Raw genomic sequence first — 24296 nt, 5'->3', positions numbered from 1 at the left:
TTACGCGAGGATTTTCGACACGACGCCCGAGCCGACGGTGCGGCCGCCTTCGCGGATGGCGAAGCGCAGGCCCTCTTCCATCGCGATCGGCGCGATCAGTTCGGCCTCGAACTTCAGGTTGTCGCCCGGCATCACCATCTCGGTGCCCGACGGCAGCGTCACCGTCCCGGTCACGTCCGTGGTGCGGAAGTAGAACTGCGGGCGGTAGTTGGCGAAGAACGGCGTGTGACGCCCGCCCTCTTCCTTGGTCAGGATGTAGACCTCGCACTCGAACTTGGTGTGCGGCGTCACCGAACCCGGCTTGCACAGCACCTGGCCACGCTCCACCGCGTCGCGGTCGATGCCGCGCAAGAGCACGCCCACGTTGTCGCCGGCCTCGCCGCGGTCAAGCAGCTTGCGGAACATCTCGACGCCCGTGCAGGTCGTCTTCTTGGTGTCCTTGATGCCGACGATCTCGATCTCGTCGCCCACGTTGATCACGCCACGCTCGATCCGCCCGGTCACAACCGTGCCCCGGCCCGAGATCGAGAACACGTCCTCGATCGGCATCAGGAACGGCTGATCGACAGCGCGCGCCGGCGTCGGGATGTATTCGTCCACCGCCGCCAGAAGCTCGCGGATCTTGTTCTCGCCGATCTCCGGGTCACGCCCCTCGAGCGCGGCCAGGGCCGAGCCCGCGATGATCGGGATGTCGTCGCCCGGATACTCGTATTCCGACAGCAGCTCGCGCACTTCCATCTCGACCAGCTCGAGCAGTTCGGCGTCGTCCACCTGGTCAACCTTGTTCAGGAACACCACCATGTAGGGAATGCCCACCTGGCGGCCCAAGAGGATGTGCTCGCGCGTCTGCGGCATCGGGCCGTCGGCCGCGTTCACCACCAGGATCGCGCCGTCCATCTGCGCCGCACCCGTGATCATGTTCTTGACGTAGTCGGCGTGGCCCGGGCAGTCGACGTGCGCATAGTGCCGCGCGTCGGTCTCGTATTCCACGTGCGCCGTCGAGATCGTGATCCCCCGCGCCTTCTCCTCCGGCGCCGCGTCGATCGCGTCATAGGCCTTGAAATCGCCGAAATACTTGGTGATCGCAGCCGTCAACGTCGTCTTGCCGTGGTCAACGTGACCGATCGTCCCGATGTTCACGTGCGGTTTGGAGCGTTCAAACTTTTCCTTAGCCATTGGCCGTGCGCCTCGTCCTTGGGGGGTTCCACGCGAACCCGGTTCTTTTCCGCGCGCTCGTTACTGCGTTGATTTGGGAAAATCAAGCGTGCGAATTCAGGATTCTGCCGCCGCCAGCGCCTCGGCCGAGCCCGGCATCGCGGCCAGCGGCTGCACCGGCCGGCCCGGCGAGGTAGTTTCGGGGTCCATCAGCGACGCATCGCCGAAGAACTCGACGTTTTCGAGCATCCAGTCGTGGATCGACTTGGACATGTTGCGCGCGAGGCTGGCCATCTGTTCCTCGGCCGTGCGGGTCAGGCCCGAGCCCACCAGCACGTCGCCGCCCTCTTCGAACACGGTGATCTGCTTGGCCTCGCCGGTCATCAACTCGCCGGTGGCGTCGTCGTAGACCCGCACGTCGGCGATCAGCACGCTCTTGGGCGATGCGACGATCGGAATGCCCGGCTGCGCCAGCACATAGCCCAGCACCGCCACCGAAATGTGGTAATACTGGTCACCGTCATAGCGGCTGAAGCGCTCGTTGATCGCATTGCGCATCACGCCGACCCACAGATCCTCGTCCACGGCGCGCGACATCGGACCGACCTCGGCGTCGTTCACCGTGACGATGTTGAAGCCCAGCAGAAAGCGGCCCATTTCCTGCGGCGTGTCCTCGAGGTCGGTGACCGCGCAGGCTGACAGCGCCAGCACGGCACCGGCGAAAAGGCTGGCGAATTTGGCAATACGGATCATGAACAGCGGCTCCTGAATGGATTCGGTTCTGGATACCCTGTCACGGGGCTTCGTGCAAACCTTCGCGCCGACACCGCCCCCGGTCAGGGTTTCTTGCGTCCGCCCAGGCCGCTGTCCTGCCCACGTTCTCCGCCCTGCCGGACATCCGGCGTGCGCGGGGCGGGACGGTCGGGCCGGTCAAGTCGCGGCGCGTCCGGCGCGGCACCCGGCCCGCAAACCTCCCTGAGCGCGCGCCATTCGGCGGCGGTCAGGACCGGGGCGCCGATACGGCCGCGCCCTTCGGCCTCGGCCTGCGCCTCGAGCGCGGCCTCGATCCGGGCGGTCATCTGGGGATGCGAGGCGAAATGCGCCGCCAGCCCCTCGGCATCGCCATATTCGGCGCGCAGGCGATCAAAGAAGGTGCCCAGCGCCGCCGGTGGCAGCCCCGCCGCGGTCAGCTTGTCATGTGCATAGTCGTCCGCGCCGCTCTCGGCCTTCTGGCTGTATTTCGCGTTGATCAGCTGGTTGGCCAGGATCAGAACCACCGTGCCGCCGGCAAAGTCGCCGAAGATCAGGCCAAGCACCCCGATCGAGCCGGCCAGCCGCAGCGCATCGCGGGTCGGGTCGCGGTTGACGACATGGCCGATTTCATGCGCGAACACCGCCGCCACCTCTTCGGCGTTGGCGGCCTCTTCCAGCAATCCGCGAAAGATGATGATGCGCCCGCCCGGCAGGGCGAAGGCGTTGACCATGTCGTGATCCAGAACCGTCACCGTCAGCGGATAGGGCAGATCGTCCTCGGCATTGATCCGGGCCCGCATCTTGGCCAGCGCCGCCAGCCCTTCGGGCGCTTCACACGTTTCGACCGGAACGAAACTCTCGCCGCCAAGGGCGGTGCGGATCTGCTCGAACGTGGCATCGCCTAGCGCGCGTTCACCCTTGGGCGGCAGAAGCGTCGCCAACTGGTCGGCCATCACCGGCACCAGCACGAAGATGATGGTTGCGACCGAGGCAATCGCGCCCGCCGCCCAGGCTGCGAGCCGCCCCTTGTTGGTGACCGGCGCGCGGCGGTCGAGCGCCGGCGCACGCGCCCGCACCCGTTTGATCAGCGCCTGATCGCGCAGGATCAGGCGTTCCAGCGTCAGGGTGCCGGCCGGCGCCAGCACAAGCGCCTCGGTATCCGCCTGATCACGCAGCGCGCGCAGATCGGGCAGGCGCCAATCAAGCGTGTGGCCGTCAGGAAGGGCGATGCGAAGACCGCCCTCGTCCAGCACCACGCCGACGCGCTGCATCACTGCGCGTTCGCCGTCGACGAAATCCGCGAAGGCGTCATATGTGGCCGGGGCGTTCAGAACCCGCCCCCAAGCGGCAGCGCGTCGGCAAAGCCCTCGGCCTCGGCAAACTCATCGCGCGGGCGTTGCCGGACCTGTGCCAGCGCACCGGGGTTCAGGATCTCGGTGGTCTCGGCGAAATGGCGCACCAGCGGCAGCTTGATGAACACCTCTTTCAACACGCCCCAGAACAGGAAAACCGAGAAATACGCGACCACGCCCAGAAGCGTGATGATCCAGCCCGGCACCGAGGCGAGGTTGTCGAGGTTCGAGAACCCCCGCTCCAGCACGCCAGGGTCGATCATGCTGACCGCGATGCCCAGGATCATCATCAGGCCAAAGACCAGCGCGATCAGCAGGCCGGAAATCGCGAGGCTTCCGAGAATGTAGATGCCCACCACCGTCCCGCCGCGCGGATGGCAGCGAAAGCCGACGTCGCCCAGCGTTTTCCATTCGGTAAGCCGCTTGAAGCTTTCCGCCCGCCAATAGCTTAGCCCCAGCCCGGTCCAGACCCCGCCCATCACGATGGCCAGCGACCAGATCGGAGACAGCGACAGGGACAGCGCCAGCGTCCCGCCGCCCATGATCGCGGCGCCGAGATAGACGTGCTTCATCGCGCCCATGAGGTCTTGCCAGCGCCCGCCCTGCGCGAACTTCGCATCGCCATACCAGGTGCGGTCGGTGCGGTATTTCTCCAGCGCGAAGGTCATGCGCGGCCACAGGATGCCCAGCGTCAGGATGGTGATTGCCCAATGCAGCATCGCGCGCCAGACATAGCCCTTGACGCCAGGCTCCAACCCGAAGCGGATGCCGCGCCAGCGGGTGCGCGCCAGGATGTAACGCCGGGCGCGGTATTGCGCGAAAAAGAAGATCGGCACCAGGCCGACGACGCTGACCGCATAGGCGGGCGCGTTGCCGGCGAACAGGCTGAAGGAAAAGAACATCAGGATCAGGTTCACCACCCCGATGTAGAAGGCCAGGATCACCACCGCGATCAGGAAACCGAGCAGCTTTTCGGTCGCCTGCGCGGTGTATTCCATCGGCACCCCGCCCGGGCGTATCGCCGACCAGTAATAGCGCCGCATCCGCGTCTTCATCCAGAACCGGTAAAAGCCCAGCGTCAGCACCGTCAGCACGCCGGTTTTCAGCGCCAGCCGGAACAGGGGCGCGCCGCGTCCGGCATAGTCGGTTCGGAGATCGGCGAAGGCCACCCGGGCGCCCTCAGGTGAACCGGTTGTCGCGCGGGAATCCGTGCGGCGGCAGCTTGCCGACCCCGGCGCGCTTGCCGATCCAGGGGGTCATGTCGGTCTCGGTGCGGGTGCGGTCGCCCGCCGCTGCCCAACTCAGCCCGGTGCCCAGGTCGAAGGTGGTCAGGTCCGACAGGCCGCCATCCAGTTCCAGCACCCCCTGCTTGCCGCGCGCGGTGTTGTATTTCTGCAGCCGCACCCCCTTGCCGCGCCCCATTTCGGGAAGCTCGGCCAGCGGGAATACCAGGAGCTTGCGGTTCTCGCTGACCACCGCGACGTGATCGCCAGCCACCGGCCTGCACACCTTGGCCAGCCCATCGGCGACGTTCAGCACCTGCTTGCCGGCGCGGGTCTGGGCGATCACCTCGTCCTCGCCGACGACGAAACCGTTGCCCTCGGCCGAGGCGACGATCAGCTTGCGGCCCGGTTGATGCACGAACATGTCGACGATCCCGGCCTCGTTCGGCACGTCGACCATCAGGCGAAGCGGCTCGCCCATGCCGCGCCCGCCGGGCAGGTTGGCCGCCGACAGGGTGTAGAACCGCCCGTTCTCGGCAAACACCAGCACCTTGTCGGTGGTCTCGGCATGAAAGGCGAAACGCGGCCCGTCGCCGTCCTTGAACTTGAAATCGCGGCTCAGGTCGACATGGCCCGACATCGCCCTGATCCAGCCCATCTGCGAACAGACCACCGTGACCGGCTCACGTTCGATCATCGCCTCGAGCGGCACATCGGCGGTCTCGGTCGCCTCGGCGAAGGTGCTGCGCCGCGCGCCGCCCGGGTAATCCTTGCCGAAGGTCTTCTTGGCCGCCTTCAACTCGTCCCCGATCCGCGCCCATTGCAGGCCCTCGTCATCCAGCAGATCCTCAAGCCCCGCGCGCTCTTCCATCAGCGCATCGCGTTCGCGGATCAGTTCGATCTCTTCCAGCCGCCGCAGGCTGCGCAGGCGCATGTTCAGGATCGCGTCGACCTGCACTTCGGACAATTCGCCCTCGCCCGGGGCCGGGCTGACATAATCGCGCTCGTTCGTTGCCCGCACATGATCGCGCGACCAGTCCTCGCGCATCAGGGCCGCCTTGGGCTCGTCGTCATAGCGGATGATGTCGATCACTCGGTCGAGGTTCAGGAACGCGACGATGAAGCCTTCCAGCACCTCTAGACGATGGTCGATCTTCTCGAGCCGGTGGCGCGAGCGGCGTTGCAGCACCTCTTGCCGGAAATCGAGGAACGCCCGCAGCACTTCCTTGAGCGAGCAGACCTTGGGCGTCAGCCCGTCGATCAGCACGTTCATGTTCAGGCTGAAGCGCACTTCCAGATCGCAGTTGCGAAACATCAGCCCCATCAGCACCTCGGGGTCGACGTTCTTCGAGCGCGGTTCCAGCACAAGCCGGATGTCATCGGCGCTCTCGTCGCGCACATCGGCAAGGATCGGGATCTTCTTGGTCTGGATCAGTTCCGCGATACGTTCGATCAGCTTGGATTTCTGCACCTGGTAGGGGATCTCGGTGACGACGATCTGCCATTGCCCGCGCCCCAGGTCCTCGACCTCCCAGCGCGCGCGCAGGCGGATCGAGCCGCGCCCGGTGCTGTAGGCGCGCGCGATGTTCTCACGCGGCTCGACGATCACGCCGCCTGTCGGGAAATCCGGGCCGGGCACGAAGTTCAAGAGCGTGTCGTCACGCGCATCCGGCGTCTTGATCAGGTGCAGGCAGGCATCGACCAGTTCGGCAATGTTGTGCGGCGGGATGTTGGTGGCCATGCCCACCGCGATACCGGACGACCCGTTGGCCAGAAGGTTCGGAAACGTCGCGGGCAGCACGACGGGTTCGCGCAGCGTGCCGTCGTAATTCTCGCGGAAATCGACTGAATCCTCATCCAGCCCTTCCAGAAGCGCCTCGGCCACCATCGTCAGCCGCGCCTCGGTGTAGCGGCTGGCGGCAGGGTTGTCGCCGTCGATGTTGCCGAAGTTGCCCTGCCCGTCGACCAGCGGGTAGCGCACGTTGAAATCCTGCGCCAGACGGGCCATCGCGTCATAGATCGCGCTGTCGCCATGCGGGTGATAGTTGCCCATCACGTCGCCGGAAATCTTCGAGCTTTTGCGAAACCGCCCGCCCGAGGCCAGCTTGAGTTCGCGCATCGCGTAAAGGATGCGCCGGTGCACCGGCTTCAGCCCGTCGCGCGCATCCGGCAGCGCCCGGTTCATGATCGTCGACAGCGCATAGGTCAGGTAACGCTCGCCGATCGCGCGGCGCAGCGGTTCGGCGATTTCGCGCCCGGGTTCGGTCGTGTCGTCGGTGGCGTCGGTCATGGCTCGTGAATACCCCCCGGATTCGCCCCCGGCAAGGCGCAGGATGCAAAGACGAATCTGGCGCAGCCCGGGCCGGCGCGGTATTGGAGGGGCATGGGCATTCTGAGACTTATCCTGATCACCCTTGTCGGCATCTGGGCGGCAATGCTGTATTTCGGTCGTGACGAGGGCTTGCCAGAGACCGTGATCGGCCGAACCCCGGCGCCGGAACCCGAGGTGGTGGCACCCGATGCCACCCTCGATCCGGGCGAAAACGGCGAAGTGATCGCGGCGCCTGACACCGTGCCGGAGCCGGAACCGGAACCGGACCCACCGCCCCCGGCGGACCCCGAGGTCGCCGAAACACCGGCCCCGCCACCCGCGACCGAGCCGGAACCGGACCCCGAGCCGGAACCGGAGATCGCGTCCGACCCGCCGCCAGCCGCCGAACCCGAGGTCGTCGCGGAACCGGAGCCCGAGCCTGCACCCGACCCGGAACCCGAGCCCGCGCCCGAGCCGACCGAGACCGTGCTCTATGTCACCGGCACCAAGGTCAACGTGCGCACCGGGCCGGCCACGGTCTACGAGGTCATCACATCGCTCGAACAGGGCGCGGAGGTGGTCGACCTGGGCGACGCGGGCGAGGGCTGGCGGCTGATCCGGCTGGGCGCGGGCGAGATCGGCTATATGTCCGGGGACTTCCTGTCGCCCGTTGCGCCGTGACCCCGCCTTGACCCAACGCGCCATCCTGATCACCGGCTGTTCCTCCGGCATCGGCTACGATGCCGCGCACGCGCTGGCGCGGCGTGGCTGGCGGGTCTTTGCCACCTGCCGGAACCCCGACGATTGCGCCCGGCTGCGCGCGGAGGGGCTGGAAAGCTTCGTGCTCGACCATGACGACGCTAACACCATCGCCGCCGCGGTGACCGAGGCGACAACCCGCACCGGCGGCAGGCTCGACGCGATCTTTGCCAACGCGGGCTTTGGCATGCCGGTCGCCGCCGAAGACCTGACCACCGACGCCCTGCGCGCCATGTTCGAGACCAATTTCTTTGGCGTTCACGAACTTGTGCGCCGGGTGATCCCGGTGATGCGCGCCCAGGGGCATGGCCGGATCGTGATCTGTTCCTCGGCGCTGGGGCTGGCGGCGATCCGCTGGCGCGCGCCCTATACGGCCACGAAATTCGCACTGGAAGGCTATGCCGACACCCTGCGTCTGGAACTGACCGAGGCCAATATCCATACCATCCTGCTGGAGCCCGGACCGATCACCTCGGCCTTCCGCGCCAATTCGCGCGCGCGCTTCCAGCGCTGGGTGGACTGGGAAAACTCGGCGCTGCGGGCGGGCTATGAGCAGACGATCCTGCCACGCCTGAACGCCGGGCAGGACCGGCGCGACCCGTTCGAACTGCCAGCCGCCGCCGTCACCGCCCGGCTGATCCGCGCGCTCGACGCCCCCCGGCCCCGCGCGCGCTATGCCATCACCCTGCCTGCGCATCTGAACGCATTCGCCCGCCGCGCCCTGCCGACGCGCCTGACCGACTACCTTCGCGGCCGCATCTGAGGCGCCGCACATCCGCCCCTCGCAATCGCCGCCACGCTGATGTAAGTCTCGGGAAAACCACCCGGGGCCGCCCATGTTCAACGATCCGCTACTTGTCGTCGTCGCCATCGCCGTCGCGGTCGTGGCGATCATTCTGCTGACCGGCATCGGCGGCTTTGCCAAGGGCGGCGACTTCAACCGCAAACACGCCAACCGGATCATGCGCTATCGCATCTACGCCCAGGCGGTCGCAGTCGCGCTGATCCTGTTGTTCGTCTGGCTTCGGAGCAAAGGCTGACATGGTCGTATTGAACAAGATCTACACCCGCACCGGGGATGCCGGTGAAACCGCGCTGGGCGATGGCACGAGGGTCGCGAAACACGCGCCCCGCGTCGCCGCCTATGGCACCGTGGACGAGGTGAACGCGGTCGCGGGCCTGGCCCGGCTGCATGCCGAGGGCGAGGTCGACGCGGCGCTGGCGCGCATCCAGAACGACCTGTTCGATCTCGGCGCCGACCTCTGCCGCCCCGAGATGGAGCGCGACGCCGAGGCCGAATACCCGCCCCTGCGCATCATCGACGCCCAGGTCGAACGGCTGGAGGCCGAGATCGACGCGATGAACAAGGGGCTCGAGGCCCTGCGCAGTTTCATCTTGCCCGGCGGCTCCGCCCTGTCGGCTCATCTGCACCACCTGCGCACCGTCGCCCGCCGCGCCGAGCGCAAGACGGTTGAACTGGCGGCGGTCGAGGCGGTGAACCCCGCCGCGATCAAGTATATCAACCGCCTGTCGGACTGGTGCTTCGTCGCCGCGCGGGTCGCAAATGACGGCGGCAAGGCCGATGTGCTCTGGGTTCCGGGCGCCAACCGCTAGCCGGCTCGTTAACGCTAACGCCGCACCTGCGCTGAAAGAACGCGGCGTCGCGGCGCAATTTTCTGCCGCTTTGCCATTGTTTCCGGGCGTCATGACCCGCTACATCATGCCCCGAGATTGACCGCCCGGCGACAACCGCGGGGCCGACCAAGGGAGAGACACGCCGATGAAGGTGCTTGTGCCTGTGAAGCGCGTGATCGACTACAACGTGAAGGTTCGCGTCAAGGCGGACGGATCGGGTGTCGATCTTGCGAATGTGAAAATGTCGATGAACCCGTTCGACGAGATTGCCGTCGAAGAGGCGATCCGCCTGCGCGAAGCCGGCAAGGCCGAAGAGGTCGTCGTGGTCTCGATCGGCGTCAAGCAGGCGCAGGAAACCCTGCGCACCGCGCTCGCGATGGGCGCCGACCGCGCCATTCTGGTGGTTGCCGCCGAGGATGTGCACCAGGACATCGAACCGCTGGCGGTCGCCAAGATCCTCAAGGGCGTGATCGACGAGGAACAGCCCGGCCTCGTCATCGCCGGCAAGCAGGCGATCGACAACGACATGAACGCCACCGGCCAGATGCTGGCAGCACTTCTGGGCTGGAGCCAGGCGGCGTTTGCCTCGAAGGTCGAGATCGACGGGGATCATGCCGTGGTGACGCGCGAGGTTGACGGCGGCCTTCAGACCATCAAGGTCAAGATGCCCGCCATCGTCACCGCCGACCTTCGCCTGAACGAGCCGCGCTATGCCAGCCTGCCCAACATCATGAAGGCCAAGAAAAAGCCGCTGGATGAAAAGACCGCCGACGACTACGGCGTCGATGTCAGCCTGCGCCTCGAGATCGTCAAGACCGCCGAGCCGCCGGTGCGCCAGGCGGGGGTCAAGGTTGCCGATGTCGATGAACTTGTTGCGAAACTGAAAGAAGCGGGGGCGATCTGATGGCTGTTCTTTGTCTTGCCGAAGTCACCGGCGGCGAACTGGCGATGGACGCCACCGCCAAGGCTGTCACCGCCGCGAAACAACTGGGCGACGTGACGCTGCTCTGCGCCGGGGCCTCTGCCGCCGCGGCGGGTGAAGCCGCCGCCAAGATCGACGGCGTCGCCAAGGTGCTGGTCGCCGAGGATGCGAGCCTCGGGCACCGCCTGGCCGAGCCGACCGCCGATCTGATCGTGTCGCTCGCGGGCGATTACAGCCACATCGTGGCCCCCGCCACCACCGACGCCAAGAACATCATGCCGCGCGTCGCGGCGCTGCTGGATGTGATGGTGATCTCGGATGCCTCGGGCGTGGTCGATGCCGACACCTTCGAGCGCCCGGTCTATGCCGGCAACGCGATCCAGACGGTCAAATCCTCGGATGCGACCAAGGTGGTGACCTTCCGCACCTCGACCTTCGACGCCGCCGGCACCGGCGGCTCGGCCCCGGTCGAGACGGTCGCGGTGCCCGGCAGCACCGGCCTGTCGGAATGGGTCGAGGACAAGGTGGCCGAAAGCGACCGCCCGGAACTGACCTCGGCGGGCGTCGTCGTGTCGGGCGGACGCGGTGTCGGCTCGGAAGAGGACTTCGCGCTGATCGAAAAGCTCGCCGACAAGCTGGGCGCCGCCGTCGGCGCCTCGCGTGCTGCGGTCGATTCGGGCTATGCGCCGAACGACTGGCAAGTCGGCCAGACCGGCAAGGTCGTGGCCCCGGACCTCTACGTCGCGGTGGGCATTTCCGGCGCGATCCAGCACCTTGCGGGGATGAAGGATTCGAAGATCATCGTCGCGATCAACAAGGACGAAGAGGCGCCGATCTTCCAGGTCGCAGATTACGGCCTGGTTGCCGACCTTTTCACCGCCGTGCCGGAGCTGATCGAAAAGCTCTGATCCGCGGCAATTCGAAAGACCCGAAAGGCCCGCCCGAACCGGCGGGCCTTTCTCTTGGGCTCACAACAGGTCTTTCAGCACCGGCGCCAGCGCCTCGGTCGCCGCCTGATGCGCCTGCACGCCCAGCATTTCCTCGGCGGCCGGTGCTTCGAGGTCGGAATAGATCATGCCCTCGCGACCGGCGGCAACGTCCTGCGGCCCGACCACGACTTCGACCACCTGCGCGGCATAGGGTTTCACCGCCTCGAGCATCGCCCGGTCGACATAGAGCGGGTCGCGGTCCTGATCCGAACATGTGGTGCAATCCTCGGGCCGATGCCCAGCCAGCCACAGCAGAACCACCTTCGAGTCGATCCGCGACATCAGCGCCTTCATCCGCGCCACCCAGGCCTCTTTCAACTCGTGCTCGACGACCTGGAAACGGTCCGCATCCGCCGCCCGCAGCGCACTCAACAGATGCCGCGTGAAGTGGAACTCGGTGAAATCCACCTCGCGGTAGAACGACTTGAGCAGCGTCGAGGCGCGCAGGAAGCGGTCGTTGCGGCGCGGATGCACGGCATAGAACCGGTTCGACATGTTCTGCGCACCGGGCACTTCGATCACCGTCACCGCCGCGCCGGAGCAGGCCTCCATCACCGCCTGATCCTGCGAGAACACGTCGATCCCGGCGTTGACGCAGCCCAGGTTCACCACCTTGGTGCCCAGTGCCGCCTCGACCCGGTCGGGATATGGGCGCGGGATGAACTTTCCATAGGTTTCGGTCCCGCCGATGGCGGCGATATAGCGCCCTTCCAGCTTGCGCTTCGGCCCCCGGAACAACAGCTTCGATTTTCCGTAGCGGCACGACAGATAGTCCAGCGCCCCGGCGCCCAAATGGTCATAGGCCATTCCACCCACTCCTTTTTCACCCGGGATCGAGTGTGGCACCAAACCGTTTCCAAATCGCTAAGACCCGGACAAAGGTTGCGGCCCACCGTGCAGGTGCAGAAAGACTTGCACCGGCCTCCCGCGCGGGCCTATGGTCCGGCAGGTTTTCAAGGGGACAGGTAATGGCAATCGAGACGGTCGGGGTCGTTGGCGCGGGCCAGATGGGCAACGGAATCGCGCATGTGATGGCTCTGGCGGGCTACAAGGTCTTGTTGACCGACGTGAGCCAGGACGCGCTCGATGCCGCCCTCGGCATCATCGCCCAGAACCTCGACCGCCAGGTCTCGCGCGGCAAGATCACCCAGGCCGACCGCGACGCGGCGTTGGGACGCATCTCGACCACGCTGACCCTGACCGACCTTGGCCCTTCCGACCTGATCATCGAGGCCGCGACCGAGCGCGAGACCGTGAAACAGGCGATCTTCGAAGACCTGTTGCCGCATCTGAAACCCGAAACGATCCTGACCTCGAACACCTCGTCGATCTCGATCACCCGGCTGGCCTCGCGCACCGACCGGCCCGAGAAATTCATGGGCTTTCACTTCATGAACCCGGTGCCGGTGATGCAGCTTGTCGAGTTGATCCGCGGCATTGCCACCGACCAGGAAACCTTCAAAGCCTGCCTCGGGGTGGTCGAGCGCCTCGGCAAGACCGCCGCCAGCGCCGAGGATTTCCCGGCCTTCATCGTCAACCGCATCCTGATGCCGATGATCAACGAGGCGGTCTATACGCTCTACGAGGGCGTCGGCTCGGTCAAATCCATCGACGAGTCGCTGAAACTGGGCGCCAATCACCCGATGGGGCCGCTGGAACTGGCCGATTTCATCGGGCTGGACACCTGCCTTGCAATCATGAACGTGCTGCACGACGGGCTGGCGGACACCAAGTATCGGCCCTGCCCGCTGCTGACCAAGTATGTCGAAGCCGGCTGGCTGGGGCGCAAGACCGGGCGCGGCTTTTACGACTATCGCGGCGACACGCCGGTCCCGACGCGGTAAGCCCGGCGCCCGTCAGTCCTCAAGCGACAGGGTATGTGCGCGCAGCCAGGCGATGAAGCCGCGCGGGTCGCTCTTGAGCATCTCCATCTGCCCGTCCGACAGCGGATGGCCGATGACCGGGTCTTGCGGCCGGTTGCAGGCGCGCACGATCTCATGCAGCAGAAACGCCTGTCGCAGCGTCGCCGACAGCCGGTTGGCGATCTGGTAGACGCGGGTGTTGTGGCCGCGGAAATGGATCGGCACCACCGCCGCGCCCGATCGCCGGATCAACTGCGCGGTAAAGACGTTCCACTCGGCCTCCTCGACCGGGCCGAAGGCGGTTTTCGAGCTTGCCACCACGCCCGAGGGAAACACGCAGATCAGCCCGCCGGACTTCAACCGCTCCATCGCGCGTGCCCGCATCTCGACGTTCTTGCGCTGCGCGTCGGGGTCATGCGGGAACGGCACCGGGATCAGGAAATTCGAGGCAACTTCGTCCAGCCCGGTCAGAACCGAGCGGGTGAGGATCTGGAAATCCGGTCTGCGGCGCGAAATCAGCTCGGCCATGACCATGCCATCGACCAGCCCGTGCGGATGATTCGCGACCACCACCACCGGCCCCTTGGCCGGAATACGCTCCAACTGCGCCGCCGGTGTCGGGATCTCGATCCCCATCACGTCGAGCGCGGCGCCCCAGAACTCGATGCCCGTGGCCCCGCCGCGCCGTTCGAACTCTCGCACCATGCGGATGATCGAGACCTTGCCGGTCATCCACTCTATGGCGCGGATCACGAGGGCCTGCGCGCCGTTGTCGAAGGAATTGGCATAGGTCAGGTCACGCTTGTCGTGCCGCGGCTGGGGGCTGGCCTGATCGGGGGCATTGGCGCGGGTGATGGCCATGAACGGCGCTCAGAAGCCTTCGCCGAACTTGTCGGCGACCAGCGCCTCGAGCGCATCCATCAGCTTGTCGGCCTCGGCTCCGCTGGTCTCGACCTCGATGGTGGTGCCGCGCGACGCCGCCAGCATCAGAAGGCCCATGATGCTGTCGCCATCGGTATCCAGCCCGTCTTTGGAGACCCGCGCGGTGGCGTCATGCGCCTCGACGACCTCGACGAACTTGGCCGAGGCGCGGGCGTGCAGCCCCTTTTCGTTCACGATCTTCATCCGGCGGGTCACCGTGGTGCTCATGCGGGGTTGCTCCTAGACCAGTGATCCGTCGATTACGTCGATATACTTGCGCCCCGCCGCCAGCGCCGCCCGGGTCGCCTCGTCGACGCCGGCGTGGCGGGTCTTGGCCAGCTTGACCAGCATCGGCAGGTTGGCGCCATAGAGGATCTTGCGATTCTCACGCGCGCAGGCGGGCAGCGACAGGTTCGAGGGCGAACCGCCGAACATATCGACCACCACCACCACCCCGTCACCGGTGTCGACCGCATCGGCGGCACGCGCGATTTCGTCGGCCTTCAAGGCCCGATCGCAGTCGGCCGCAATGCGGATGGCGCGGATCTGGTCCAGTTTGCCGACGACATGCTCCATGGCCGCAAGGTATTCCCCGGCGAGCCCGCCATGCGCGACGATGACAATGCCGATCAAGCGGTCCTACCCCCTGACGTTGACGTGACGGGAAGGGCCTTGGCCGTTCCCAGCTCTCGGTGCCTAATTGACACTTGCCAGCCGGCATCCGCAAGGCCCCGGGCAAGTGTTTCGGCCAGTGCGACAGAACGGTGACGCCCGCCGGTGCAGCCGAACCCGATGGCCAGGTGCGACTTGCCCTCGCTGGCATAGGCCGGCAGCAGGAATTCCACCAGCCCCGACACCCGCTCAACGAATTCGTCATGGCGCGGATCGGCGGCCACGAAGGCCGCGACCGCCGCGTCGCAGCCGGTCAACGGGCGCAAGTCGGGCTGCCAATGGGGGTTTTGCAGAAACCGCACATCGAACACCAGGTCCAGCCCGCGCGGCACGCCGCGCTTGTAGGAAAAGCTCTGCACCGAGATCGACAGCCGGTCCTCGCCTTCCAGGCCCAGCCACTCCATCAGCCCGGCTTTCAGTTCGTGCACCGTCAGGTCGGAGGTGTCGATCAGCACATCCGCCCGGTCACGGATCGGGGCCAGCAGCGCGATTTCGCGTTCGATCCCCTGTTCGGGGCTGTCCTCGGTCGCCAGCGGATGGCGCCGGCGGGTCTCGGAATACCGGCGCACCAGAACGTCAGGGCGGCAGTCGAGAAACAGAAGCTCGACCATGATGTTCGGGTCGGCTGTCATCTGGTCGATCAGGTCGGCCAGCGCCAGCGCCGAGAAATCGCGGGTGCGCACGTCGATGCCCAGCGCCAGCGGATGATCGGGTGCAGGGCCGGACAACAGCCGCGGGATCAGCCCCAGCGGCAGGTTGTTGATGACCTCGAAACCGACATCCTCGAGCGCATGAACCGCCGTGGTTCGCCCCGCCCCCGACGCGCCGGTGACCAGCAGCACCTTCTGGCCCGTGTGCGCGGTCCGGTCCGCCGTGTCGATCGCCTTGGTCATTCGCGCCACCACCCCCCTTTCGCCAAGGCAACAATGGACGCCGGGAAGTGCGGCGCGTCAACCCGCCGGACCCGCGCGATGGCGACTCCGTGAACGTCGGTGTGTTCTTGTGTTGGCAAACGTGAAGTCTCCAGCACGCCCATGTCGACGATCAGGCGCAGTGGGGCCTGCGCCGTGTGCGGCACGCGGATCAGGCCGACGCCGCGCGCCTCGATCACGCCGGCCATGCGGTCGGGGGCGTGGATCACCGGGCCGGCATCGGTCGCCGCGACCCGGCTGCGATCGTCCGCGATCAGCACCGCGCCCAACGCGATCAGTTGCAGCGCCAGCCCGGATTTGCCGCTGCCCGAGGGGCCGGTGAGCAGGATGCCGGCGCCGTCGATGGCAACGGAGGTGGCGTGAAAAATGTCGGGTTGCGCTGGTGACGCCGCGGTCACACCGGCAGGCCCACGACGAAGCGCGCGCCCAGCGGCTCCGAGGTGATGTCGGCGTCGGTCGGGCGGATGTTCTCGGCCCAGATCACGCCGCCATGCGCCTCGACGATCTGCTTGGAAATCGCCAGCCCCAGCCCCGAGTTGTTGCCGAACTGGTTCTCCGGGCGCTGGCTGTAGAAGCGGTTGAACACCTTGGTCAGCGCCTCTTCGGGAATGCCCGGGCCGGTATCCTCGACCACCACCAGCACGCGGTTTTCGCGTTGCCGCGCCCAGACCCGGATTGCGTCGCCCTCCTCGCAGAAGGATGTCGCGTTGGAAATGAGGTTGACGAAGACCTGCGCCAGCCGCGCCTCGAGCCCCTGGATGCGGATCGGCTCGGCAGGCAGGTCGGTGATGAAATCGACGCCCTTCTGCTGTGCCTCGTTGCCCAGGTATTCGGTCAGGTTGCGCAGCATGTGCAGCAGATCGAAGGTCTCTTCCTCTTCCTTAACCAGTTCGCTGTCGAGCCGCGAGGCGTTGGAAATGTCGCTGACCAGCCGGTCGAGGCGGCGCACGTCGTGGTCGATCACGTCGAGCAGCTTGTCGCGGTGTTCGTCCTTTTTCGCCACCCGCAGCGTGCCGATCGCCGAGCGCAGCGAGGCCAGCGGATTCTTGATCTCATGCGCCACGTCGGCGGCGAATTGTTCGTTGGCGTCGATCCGGTCATAGAGCGCCGCGACCATGCCGCGCAGCGCCTTCGACAGGCGCCCGATCTCGTCCGGTCGCGCCGACAGGTCGGGGATGCGCACCCGGCCCGGATTGACCTTGCGCGCATTCTTGTCGCGGCCCAGTTCGGCGGCGGCGGCGAGGTCGGACAGCGGGTTGGCGATGGTCGAGGCCAGGACCAGGCTCAGCCCGATCGACACCAGGATGGCGATCACGAACATTTGCAGGATCTGTTCACGCTCGCCGCGCACCAGCGCGTCGAGCTGGTCGCCCGCCGAGGTCAGCGCGATGGCCCCCACGACAATACCGTTAACCATGATCGGCGTGGTGACGACATAGGCGCCTTCGCTGTCCGCCCCGCCGGTGGCGGCGATCCGCGTGCGCCCGGCCAGCGCGTCGGCCAGGATCACGCGCGCCTGCGCCTCGGTGTCGAGGCTGGCCGGATCGGTGCCGGGCGATGACGCGATGGTGCCGGCAACCGCATCCCATGCCTTGGACAGGAGGTCGGTGATGATGGTCGATTGCCGATCCGGGTCAAGGCCGATGACCCCGGGGCCGGTATCGCGCACCGCCGCCTCGCTCGTGCCCAGCAGCCCGCCGTCCGGCCCGAACACCAGGATGTCGCCGCCGTCATGCACCCGGACCTGGCCCAGCACCTGCCCCGCCAGTTCCGGTGTCAGCATCGGCGCTGCGCCGGGCGCGGCCTGGCGCACCTCGAACACTTCCGCCACCAGTTCGGCGGACATCACCAGGGCGCGTTCACGCTGCAGCAGCAGGCTGTCGCGGAACGGGTTGAGATAGAGCACCCCCCCGACCAGCACCAGCAGGCCGAGCAAGTTGAAGATGATGATCTTGCGCGCCAGCGGCGAGCGGTTGATGGCGATGATGCCGCGTCGCTTGCGGCGGTCGCGCATCTCGACATCGACCGTGGCCTGGGGGGACACCCAGTCCTCGCCCAGAACCACCTCGGCATTGCCGCCTGTCGATTTCGTATCGCGCACCAAATCACCCTCGCCAGAGCGGCTGCGTCATTCTTCGTTGTAGCGATAACCGATGCCGTAAAGGGTCTCGATCGCGGAGAACTCGTCATCCACCATCCGCATCTTCTTGCGCAGCCGCTTGATGTGGCTGTCGATCGTGCGGTCGTCGACATAGACCTGATCGTCATAGGCCACGTCCATCAGCTGATCGCGGCTTTTCACGAAACCGGGGCGTTGCGCCAGCGCCTGAAGCAGCAGGAACTCGGTCACGGTCAGTGACACGTCCTTGCCCTTCCAGGTGACGGAATGGCGCAGCGGGTCCATCGACAGGCCGCCGCGCACCATCACCTTGGTTTCCTCGCTGTCGGCGACCGTGATCCCCTCGATCGCGTCCTGGCGGCGCAGAAGCGCGCGGATGCGTTCGACCAGAAGCCGCTGGCTGAACGGTTTCTTGACGTAGTCGTCGGCCCCCATCCGAAGCCCCAGAACCTCGTCGATCTCGTCATCCTTCGAGGTCAGGAAGATCACCGGCATGTTGGTTTTCTGGCGCACCCGCTGCAGCAGGTCCATCCCGTCCATCCGCGGCATCTTGATGTCGAACACCGCCATGTCCGGCAGGCGTTTGTTGAAGGCGTCCAGCGCCGATTGTCCGTCGTTGTAGGTTTCAACCTCGAAGCCTTCGGCCTCGAGAGTCATCGAAACCGACGTCAGGATGTTCCTGTCGTCGTCGACCAATGCAATCCTCGACATGTGAGGTATCCTCGTGCTGCTCGTTTTCTTTTCTCTTTTCAGGCCATTGAATCCGTTTTGCGGATCAGAATCAACAATTCAATGCGAATCGCCTCCGCCAGTGAGTCCAATAAGCACCACTAATGGCGAAAAAATGGCTAACATAGCGAACAAGGCACGAAATATGGTTGCGCAAACAGCCTTCTGGTAACGCTAACTGTTGCAGATCGCCCTATCCCGCCCTGAAAACCGCATGTTATAGCCAGCCATGTGGCACCTGCGGCATCGCCGCCGCTGCGTCGCGCGAGTCGAAGACGGCGCGGCTGGGACATATCGGAAACGGCCGGCGAGGTGCCGGCAACAGGAGTATGGGCATGACCACAGGACGGGTTAATCCGGCGCACCGCTTGGAAAACCAGGGCATAACGGGGCTCGGCAACGTCTATTACAACCTGATCGAGCCGGGGCTGGTCGAGGCCTCGCTGCAGCGTGGCGAGGGGCATCTGGGCCTGGGTGGCACGCTTCTGGTCGAGACCGGCAAGCACACCGGCCGTTCGCCCAAGGACAAGTTCGTGGTCCGAACACCCGAAGTCGAAAACACGATCTGGTGGGAAAACAACCCGCCGATGGAGCCGGCCGCCTTCGACCGGCTTCACGCCGACATGCTGGAGCACATGAAGGGCGGCGACTATTTCGTGCAGGATCTCTATGGCGGCGCCGACCCGGCACACCGGCTGGATGTTCGGATCGTGACCGAACTGGCTTGGCATGCCCTCTTCGTGCGCCACCTGCTGCGCCGGCCCTCGCGCGATGAGCTGGACGGCTTTCTGCCGGAGTTCACCATCGTCAACTGCCCGACCTTCAAGGCCGACCCCAAGCGGCACGGCTGCCGGTCGGACACGGTGATCGCGCTCAACTTCGAGAAAAAGCTGATCCTGATCGGCGGCTCGGAATATGCCGGCGAGAACAAGAAGTCGGTGTTCACGCTTCTGAACTACCTGTTGCCGGAAAAGGGCATCATGCCGATGCACTGCTCGGCCAACCACGCGCCGGGCAACCCGGTCGACACCGCCATCTTCTTCGGGCTGTCGGGCACCGGCAAGACCACCCTGTCCGCCGACCCCGATCGCGTGCTGATCGGTGATGACGAGCATGGCTGGTCGGACCGCGGCACCTTCAACTTCGAAGGAGGCTGTTATGCCAAGACCATCCACCTGTCGGAAGAGGCCGAGCCGGAAATCTACGCCACCACCCGCAAATTCTCGACGGTGATCGAGAACATGGTGTGGGACCCGGACACCATGGAGCTGGATTTCGACGACGACAGCCTGACCGCCAACATGCGCGCGGCCTATCCGCTCGATTATATCTCGAACGCCTCCAAGACGGCGCTGGGCGGGCATCCGAAGAACATCATCATGCTGACCTGCGACGCCTTCGGGGTGCTGCCGCCGATCGCGCGGCTGACCCCGGCGCAGGCGATGTATCACTTCCTGTCGGGCTTCACCTCCAAGGTCGCCGGCACCGAGCGGGGCGTGACCGAGCCGGAGCCGACCTTCTCGACCTGTTTCGGCGCCCCCTTCATGCCGCGTCGGCCCGAGGAATACGGCAAGCTGCTTCAGGACAAGATCGCCAAGCACGGCGCGACCTGCTGGCTGGTCAACACCGGCTGGACCGGCGGCGCTTACGGCGTGGGCGAGCGGATGCCGATCAAGGCCACCCGCGCGCTGCTGACCGCCGCGCTCGACGGGTCGCTGTCGGACACCGAGTTCCGCAAGGACGCCAACTTCGGCTTCGACGTTCCCAGACATGTGCCGGACGTGCCCGAAGTGCTGCTCGACCCGCGCCGCACCTGGGACGATCATGCCGCCTATGACGCGCAGGCCGCCAAGCTGGTCAAGATGTTCGCCGAGAACTTCGCGCAGTACGAGGCGCATATCGACGACGACGTGCGCGCCGTCGCGATCGGCTGATCGACCCGGATCTGACGATACGCCCCGGCCCGGTGCCGGGGCGTTTTGCGTCTCAGAGCATCAGCCCGCGCCGCACCAGGTTCAGGCCCGCGAACAGCAGGACCACCAGCATGGCCCGGCGGAAGGTGCTTTGCGGCATCCGGTCATGCACCCGAAGCCCCAGCGCCATCCCGGCCAGCGCCGGCACCAATGCAGCCGCAGAAAGCGGGATCGTCGCGGCGTTCAGCACCCCCGACTGCAGATGCGCCGCCAGCAGCGCCACCGCGCCGATGCCGTAGATCACCCCCTGCGCGCGCATCGCCTCAGACTTCTCGGCGCCGATGGCGGTCAGGTAGAGCACCGTCGGCGGCCCCCAGCTTCCCGACATGCCCCCGATGAACCCGGCGAAACCGCCGATCAGCAATTCGTCGCGGGTCCGGGTTCCGGGCCGCAGGTTCAGGGTCCAGCGGCTGAGTTGCAGGATCGCGAACAGCACCATCGGCACGCCGACCAGGACCAGCAGAACCGACTCCGGTATGATCGCGACAAGTTGCGCCGAGGACACCAGAAAAGCCACCATTATCAACAGGAACAGCCAGTATCGCCGCACCACGACCAGGGCCGCGCCCAGGCCCTGCCGGAAGGCCTGAAAGACGTTCGTGACCACGGTCGGCAAGATCAGGATCGCCAGCGCGGTCTCGGCCGGCAGGAACGACCCCAGCCCCGACAGCACGATCATCGGAAAGGCGAACCCGACTGCGCCTTTCACGAATCCGGCGAACAGGGTAATCCCCACGGCGGTGACGATCAGCCACAGCGGCATCCCGGCTAAAATCGCGTCCATCAATCCCGGCCCTTCAAATACTCGCCCGTATCTAGCGGGATTTCACCGGCGATGCACCCGGTTTCGATTCGTTACTTTCGTGCGAAACAGCACCATTCCACGAATTATTATTGCGCTGCACCTGCAAAATCCCTATCACTCTCGGGAACCGCTGCAAGGGGACCAGGATGCCAAGGGACAATGCCATGACCACGCCCGTTCTCGACGATTTGCTCAGCCTGACCAAAGCCGCGATCCCCGCGGTCGAGGCGCTGCTGGCAACGGCCACGGATCGTCTGCGCGAGGCGGTCACCGAGGGCAGCAAGGTCTCGCCCGACCTGACCGAACAGCACCAGGCCGCGGCCCATGCGCTGGCCTGGCTTGCCACCTATACCGAGGCGCTGCGCCAGATGCAGACCTGGGCCACGCGGCTGGACGCGGCGGGCGGGTTCGGCGAGATCGAGGCGCTTCTCCACCAGATCGCATTCGGCGAATACCTCGCCCAGATCGCCGGCGGCATCCCGATGAGCCAGGGCGAGATTGCCCGGCCGCAGGACATGTTCCTGACCCAGGGCGACCAGCGCGCGATGATGTCCGACGCGGTGATGACCCTGACCCAAAACGGCAACAGCCCCGCCGCCCGCGCCCGGCTGGTCACGCTGATGCAGGACAACGCCGGCCACGCCACCTTCGGCGCCACCGGGCTGGACGACGAACTTGAGATGATCCGCGACCAGTTCCGCCGCTATGCCGATGAAAAGGTCGTGCCCCATGCCCATGACTGGCACCTGAAGGACGAGTTGATCCCGATGGAGATCCTCGAAGACCTGTCGGAAATGGGCGTGTTCGGGCTGACCATTCCCGAGGACTTCGGCGGGCTGGGCCTGTCGAAAGCCTCGATGGTGGTGGTGTCGGAGGAGTTGTCGCGCGGCTATATCGGCGTCGGCTCGCTTGGCACCCGCTCGGAAATTGCCGCTGAACTGATCCTTTCGGGCGGCACCGACGAACAGAAACAGGCGTGGCTGCCCCGCATCGCCTCGGGCGAGGTTCTGCCCACGGCGGTGTTCACCGAACCCAACACCGGCTCTGACCTCGGCAGCCTGCGCACGCGCGCGGCCAAGGTTGGCGACGCCTACGAGATCACCGGCAACAAGACCTGGATCACCCACGCCGCCCGCGCCAACGTGATGACGCTGATGGCGCGAACCGACCCCGAGACCGACAATTACCGGGGCCTGTCGATGTTCCTGGCCGAAAAGCAGCCGGGCACCGAGGGCGATCCGTTCCCCACCCCCGGCATGACCGGCGGCGAGATCGAGGTGCTGGGCTATCGCGGCATGAAGGAATACGAACTTGGCTTCGACGGCTTCAAGGTGCCGGCCGGGAACCTCCTGGGCGGCGTCGAGGGTCAGGGCTTCAAGCAGCTCATGCAGACCTTCGAGAGCGCCCGCATCCAGACCGCCGCCCGCGCCATCGGCGTGGCGCAATCGGCGCTCGAGGTCGGGATGCAATACGCGCTTGACCGCAAGCAGTTCGGCAAGCCCCTGATCGCTTTCCCCCGCGTCGCCGACAAGCTGGCGATGATGGCGGTCGAGATCATGGTGGCGCGGCAGTTGACCTATTTCGCGGCCTGGGAAAAGGACCACGACCGGCGCTGCGATCTCGAGGCCGGGATGGCCAAGCTGATCGGGGCCCGCGTCGCCTGGGCGGCGGCGGACAACGCGCTGCAGATCCACGGCGGCAACGGATTCGCGCTGGAATACCAGATCAGCCGCATCCTGTGCGACGCGCGCATTCTCAACATCTTCGAGGGCGCCGCCGAGATCCAGGCCACCGTGATCGCCCGCCGCCTTCTGGGCTGAAGGCCGCGCCGGCGGTTTTCTTTGCACTTGCAGCATTTCCCTGATAGGGTGCGCGCCGCGACCCTATTGGAGGCGCATCATGCCCGAAAAATCCACCCGCCTTGGCCCGGACGACTGGTTCAACACCGGCTTTGCGGCCCTCAGCGCACAAGGCCCCGAAGCCTTGAAGGCCGAGCCTCTGGCTCGCAGCATCGGTGCGACCAAGGGTAGTTTCTATTGGCATTTCAAGGATGTGCCCGAATTCAAGCGGCGCATGGCCGCACGCTGGGAGGCGCGGGCCCTGTCCGCGTTGGCCGACGCGGCCGAGCAGGGCGGCACGCCCACGCAAAGGCTCTATCGGCTGGGCGAGGTGATTGCCGAGGCGACCGGCCCGGGCAGCGAGGAAGCCGCGATGCGGGCCTGGGCGCAGGGCGACGATGCTGCACGCGCAGCAATCGCCGAGGTCGACCGGATGCGGCTGGCCTATCTGACTGCCGTGCTTAGCCAGATCGGGCTGTCCAACCCGGAGTTCGCCCGCATCGTCTATGGTGCGGAGCTTGGCCTGGGGATGCTCGGCGGCACCGACTCCAAGGCGGCGCGCGAAAGCGTCTCGACCCTGATCGCGGCGCTGGTGGCGCTTCAGGACGCCTGACGCGCCAGCCGATCGACCAGCCGCGCCCGCGCCTCGGGCAGGGGTTTGTTGCCCAGCGAATGCGCCAACCCGTGCATCAGGAAATGGCCGGTGGTCGCCAACCCCTCGACGACGCCCGCCGACCCGCCCGTGACCACGCCCAGCAGCTCCGGCGGCAGCGGCAACAGCCGGTCGGCCCATTCCCCCGCCCCACCAGCACTGACCGCGCGCCCCGACCGGGGCGAGACAAAGGCCAGGTCATCCGCCGCCCCTGTCACCGCGCAGGCGCTCAGGTCCAGACCGAAGCCCAGTTCCTCGAGCAGCGCCAGTTCCCATTGCAGGTAGGCGATGGGCCAGGTCTCGGACTGGCCAAGCAGGTCGAACATCGCCACGCTCTGGGCATAGAGGCGCGGGTGCGCCTCGCGCTCGGGCAACGAAAAGGACAACAGCGCCGTCATCGCATTCAGCCCGGCCAGCGCCAGCCGGTCCGACATCACCCCCGCGCGGCTTTTCACCGGCTCGACCGTGAAGGCGCCCAGATGATCCTCCAGCCGCGCCCGCCAACTCAGGTCAAGCTGCGCGCCCGGTTGCAGGATCGGCGCGATCTTGCGCGACACGCCACCGCGCACCACCCCGGCATGACGCCCGTGATTCTCGGTAAACACCTCGATGATCGCCGAGGTCTCGCCATGCTTGCGCACGGACAGCAATGTGCCTTGGTCGCGCCAGTCCATGCCCCGCATCATTCACGGCC

25 protein-coding genes are annotated in these 24296 nt (G+C 66.2%); 10 read left to right on the top strand and 15 right to left on the bottom strand.

What is annotated here, in order from left to right; translation table 11 throughout:
• The 5 genes from tuf to parC form a co-directional block, all read right to left on the bottom strand.
• Nucleotides 1–1176, bottom strand: coding sequence for an elongation factor Tu (tuf, locus tag FVF75_RS14720; RefSeq protein ID WP_148379067.1), 1176 nt, complete (start codon nt 1174–1176; stop codon nt 1–3).
• 96 nt (nt 1177–1272) lie between these two features.
• Nucleotides 1273–1908: a hypothetical protein gene (locus FVF75_RS14715; RefSeq protein WP_148379350.1), complete on the bottom strand. Its 636-nt coding sequence runs from the start codon at nt 1906–1908 to the stop codon at nt 1273–1275.
• 83 nt (nt 1909–1991) lie between these two features.
• Nucleotides 1992–3179, bottom strand: coding sequence for a M48 family metallopeptidase (locus FVF75_RS14710; RefSeq protein ID WP_148379348.1), 1188 nt, complete (start codon nt 3177–3179; stop codon nt 1992–1994).
• 56 nt (nt 3180–3235) lie between these two features.
• Complete coding sequence (locus FVF75_RS14705) at nt 3236–4429, bottom strand: DUF898 family protein (RefSeq protein WP_148379345.1); 1194 nt, start codon at nt 4427–4429, stop codon at nt 3236–3238.
• A 10-nt stretch (nt 4430–4439) separates the two neighbouring features.
• Nucleotides 4440–6773: a DNA topoisomerase IV subunit A gene (parC, locus tag FVF75_RS14700; protein WP_148379343.1), complete on the bottom strand. Its 2334-nt coding sequence runs from the start codon at nt 6771–6773 to the stop codon at nt 4440–4442.
• A gap of 93 nt (nt 6774–6866) precedes the next feature.
• On the opposite strand from parC, the gene FVF75_RS14695 reads away from it, so the two are divergent.
• The 6 genes from FVF75_RS14695 to FVF75_RS14670 all read left to right on the top strand — a co-directional run bounded on the left by FVF75_RS14695 (nt 6867) and on the right by FVF75_RS14670 (nt 11018).
• Complete coding sequence (locus FVF75_RS14695; protein WP_148379341.1) at nt 6867–7475, top strand: SH3 domain-containing protein; 609 nt, start codon at nt 6867–6869, stop codon at nt 7473–7475.
• A 7-nt stretch (nt 7476–7482) separates the two neighbouring features.
• Complete coding sequence (locus FVF75_RS14690; RefSeq protein WP_148379339.1) at nt 7483–8316, top strand: SDR family NAD(P)-dependent oxidoreductase; 834 nt, start codon at nt 7483–7485, stop codon at nt 8314–8316.
• Nucleotides 8317–8389: 73 nt separating this feature from the next.
• Nucleotides 8390–8593: a twin transmembrane helix small protein gene (locus tag FVF75_RS14685; protein WP_148379338.1), complete on the top strand. Its 204-nt coding sequence runs from the start codon at nt 8390–8392 to the stop codon at nt 8591–8593.
• 1 nt (nt 8594) lies between these two features.
• Nucleotides 8595–9167, top strand: coding sequence for a cob(I)yrinic acid a,c-diamide adenosyltransferase (locus FVF75_RS14680; RefSeq protein ID WP_148379336.1), 573 nt, complete (start codon nt 8595–8597; stop codon nt 9165–9167).
• Between the two features lie 166 nt (nt 9168–9333).
• Nucleotides 9334–10092, top strand: coding sequence for an electron transfer flavoprotein subunit beta/FixA family protein (locus FVF75_RS14675; RefSeq protein WP_148379335.1), 759 nt, complete (start codon nt 9334–9336; stop codon nt 10090–10092).
• Entirely contained in the window at nt 10092–11018 is a 927-nt protein-coding gene (locus tag FVF75_RS14670; RefSeq protein WP_148379333.1) for an electron transfer flavoprotein subunit alpha/FixB family protein, read from the top strand. The genes FVF75_RS14675 and FVF75_RS14670 overlap by 1 nt, the downstream gene beginning before the upstream one ends.
• Before the next feature lie 60 nt (nt 11019–11078).
• Here the strand turns inward: FVF75_RS14670 and FVF75_RS14665 are convergent, their stop codons facing one another.
• Nucleotides 11079–11906: a DUF6473 family protein gene (locus FVF75_RS14665; protein ID WP_148379331.1), complete on the bottom strand. Its 828-nt coding sequence runs from the start codon at nt 11904–11906 to the stop codon at nt 11079–11081.
• A gap of 161 nt (nt 11907–12067) precedes the next feature.
• On the opposite strand from FVF75_RS14665, the gene FVF75_RS14660 reads away from it, so the two are divergent.
• Nucleotides 12068–12943, top strand: a complete 876-nt coding sequence (locus tag FVF75_RS14660) for a 3-hydroxybutyryl-CoA dehydrogenase (protein ID WP_148379329.1) — start codon at nt 12068–12070, stop codon at nt 12941–12943.
• A 12-nt stretch (nt 12944–12955) separates the two neighbouring features.
• On the opposite strand, the gene FVF75_RS14655 is transcribed toward FVF75_RS14660, so the two are convergent.
• The 7 genes from FVF75_RS14655 to FVF75_RS14625 all read right to left on the bottom strand — a co-directional run bounded on the left by FVF75_RS14655 (nt 12956) and on the right by FVF75_RS14625 (nt 18316).
• Nucleotides 12956–13822, bottom strand: coding sequence for a lysophospholipid acyltransferase family protein (locus tag FVF75_RS14655; RefSeq protein ID WP_148379327.1), 867 nt, complete (start codon nt 13820–13822; stop codon nt 12956–12958).
• Between the two features lie 9 nt (nt 13823–13831).
• Nucleotides 13832–14110: an HPr family phosphocarrier protein gene (locus tag FVF75_RS14650; protein WP_148379325.1), complete on the bottom strand. Its 279-nt coding sequence runs from the start codon at nt 14108–14110 to the stop codon at nt 13832–13834.
• A 12-nt stretch (nt 14111–14122) separates the two neighbouring features.
• Nucleotides 14123–14515, bottom strand: a complete 393-nt coding sequence (locus FVF75_RS14645) for a PTS sugar transporter subunit IIA (RefSeq protein ID WP_148379323.1) — start codon at nt 14513–14515, stop codon at nt 14123–14125.
• Complete coding sequence (rapZ, locus tag FVF75_RS14640; protein WP_148379321.1) at nt 14512–15447, bottom strand: RNase adapter RapZ; 936 nt, start codon at nt 15445–15447, stop codon at nt 14512–14514. The genes FVF75_RS14645 and rapZ overlap by 4 nt, the downstream gene beginning before the upstream one ends.
• Entirely contained in the window at nt 15444–15884 is a 441-nt protein-coding gene (locus FVF75_RS14635; protein WP_246138102.1) for an HPr kinase/phosphorylase, read from the bottom strand. Before FVF75_RS14635 ends, rapZ begins: the two co-directional genes overlap by 4 nt.
• Nucleotides 15881–17500 carry a sensor histidine kinase gene (locus FVF75_RS14630; protein ID WP_148379371.1) on the bottom strand — a complete coding sequence of 540 codons (1620 nt, stop codon included), beginning with the start codon at nt 17498–17500 and terminating at the stop codon, nt 15881–15883. The genes FVF75_RS14635 and FVF75_RS14630 overlap by 4 nt, the downstream gene beginning before the upstream one ends.
• Before the next feature lie 114 nt (nt 17501–17614).
• Nucleotides 17615–18316: a response regulator transcription factor gene (locus FVF75_RS14625; RefSeq protein ID WP_148379320.1), complete on the bottom strand. Its 702-nt coding sequence runs from the start codon at nt 18314–18316 to the stop codon at nt 17615–17617.
• 353 nt (nt 18317–18669) lie between these two features.
• On the opposite strand from FVF75_RS14625, the gene FVF75_RS14620 reads away from it, so the two are divergent.
• Nucleotides 18670–20268 carry a phosphoenolpyruvate carboxykinase gene (locus FVF75_RS14620; protein WP_148379318.1) on the top strand — a complete coding sequence of 533 codons (1599 nt, stop codon included), beginning with the start codon at nt 18670–18672 and terminating at the stop codon, nt 20266–20268.
• Nucleotides 20269–20320: 52 nt separating this feature from the next.
• Here the strand turns inward: FVF75_RS14620 and FVF75_RS14615 are convergent, their stop codons facing one another.
• Nucleotides 20321–21091, bottom strand: coding sequence for a sulfite exporter TauE/SafE family protein (locus FVF75_RS14615; protein WP_148379316.1), 771 nt, complete (start codon nt 21089–21091; stop codon nt 20321–20323).
• Between the two features lie 167 nt (nt 21092–21258).
• On the opposite strand from FVF75_RS14615, the gene FVF75_RS14610 reads away from it, so the two are divergent.
• Both FVF75_RS14610 and FVF75_RS14605 read left to right on the top strand, forming a co-directional pair.
• Nucleotides 21259–22932: an acyl-CoA dehydrogenase family protein gene (locus FVF75_RS14610; RefSeq protein ID WP_148379315.1), complete on the top strand. Its 1674-nt coding sequence runs from the start codon at nt 21259–21261 to the stop codon at nt 22930–22932.
• A 79-nt stretch (nt 22933–23011) separates the two neighbouring features.
• Nucleotides 23012–23563, top strand: a complete 552-nt coding sequence (locus FVF75_RS14605; RefSeq protein WP_148379313.1) for a TetR/AcrR family transcriptional regulator — start codon at nt 23012–23014, stop codon at nt 23561–23563.
• On the opposite strand, the gene recO is transcribed toward FVF75_RS14605, so the two are convergent.
• Entirely contained in the window at nt 23551–24276 is a 726-nt protein-coding gene (recO, locus tag FVF75_RS14600; RefSeq protein ID WP_148379311.1) for a DNA repair protein RecO, read from the bottom strand. The two genes, FVF75_RS14605 and recO, sit on opposite strands and share 13 nt — an antisense overlap.
• Nucleotides 24277–24296: the final 20 nt, after the last annotated feature.

The organism is Maritimibacter fusiformis, from assembly GCF_008086115.1.
In the GTDB taxonomy this organism is placed as follows: domain Bacteria; phylum Pseudomonadota; class Alphaproteobacteria; order Rhodobacterales; family Rhodobacteraceae; genus Muriiphilus; species Muriiphilus fusiformis.
The sequence above is the reverse complement of the archived record's forward strand: the minus strand, read 5'-3'. Positions and strand labels throughout refer to the sequence as shown.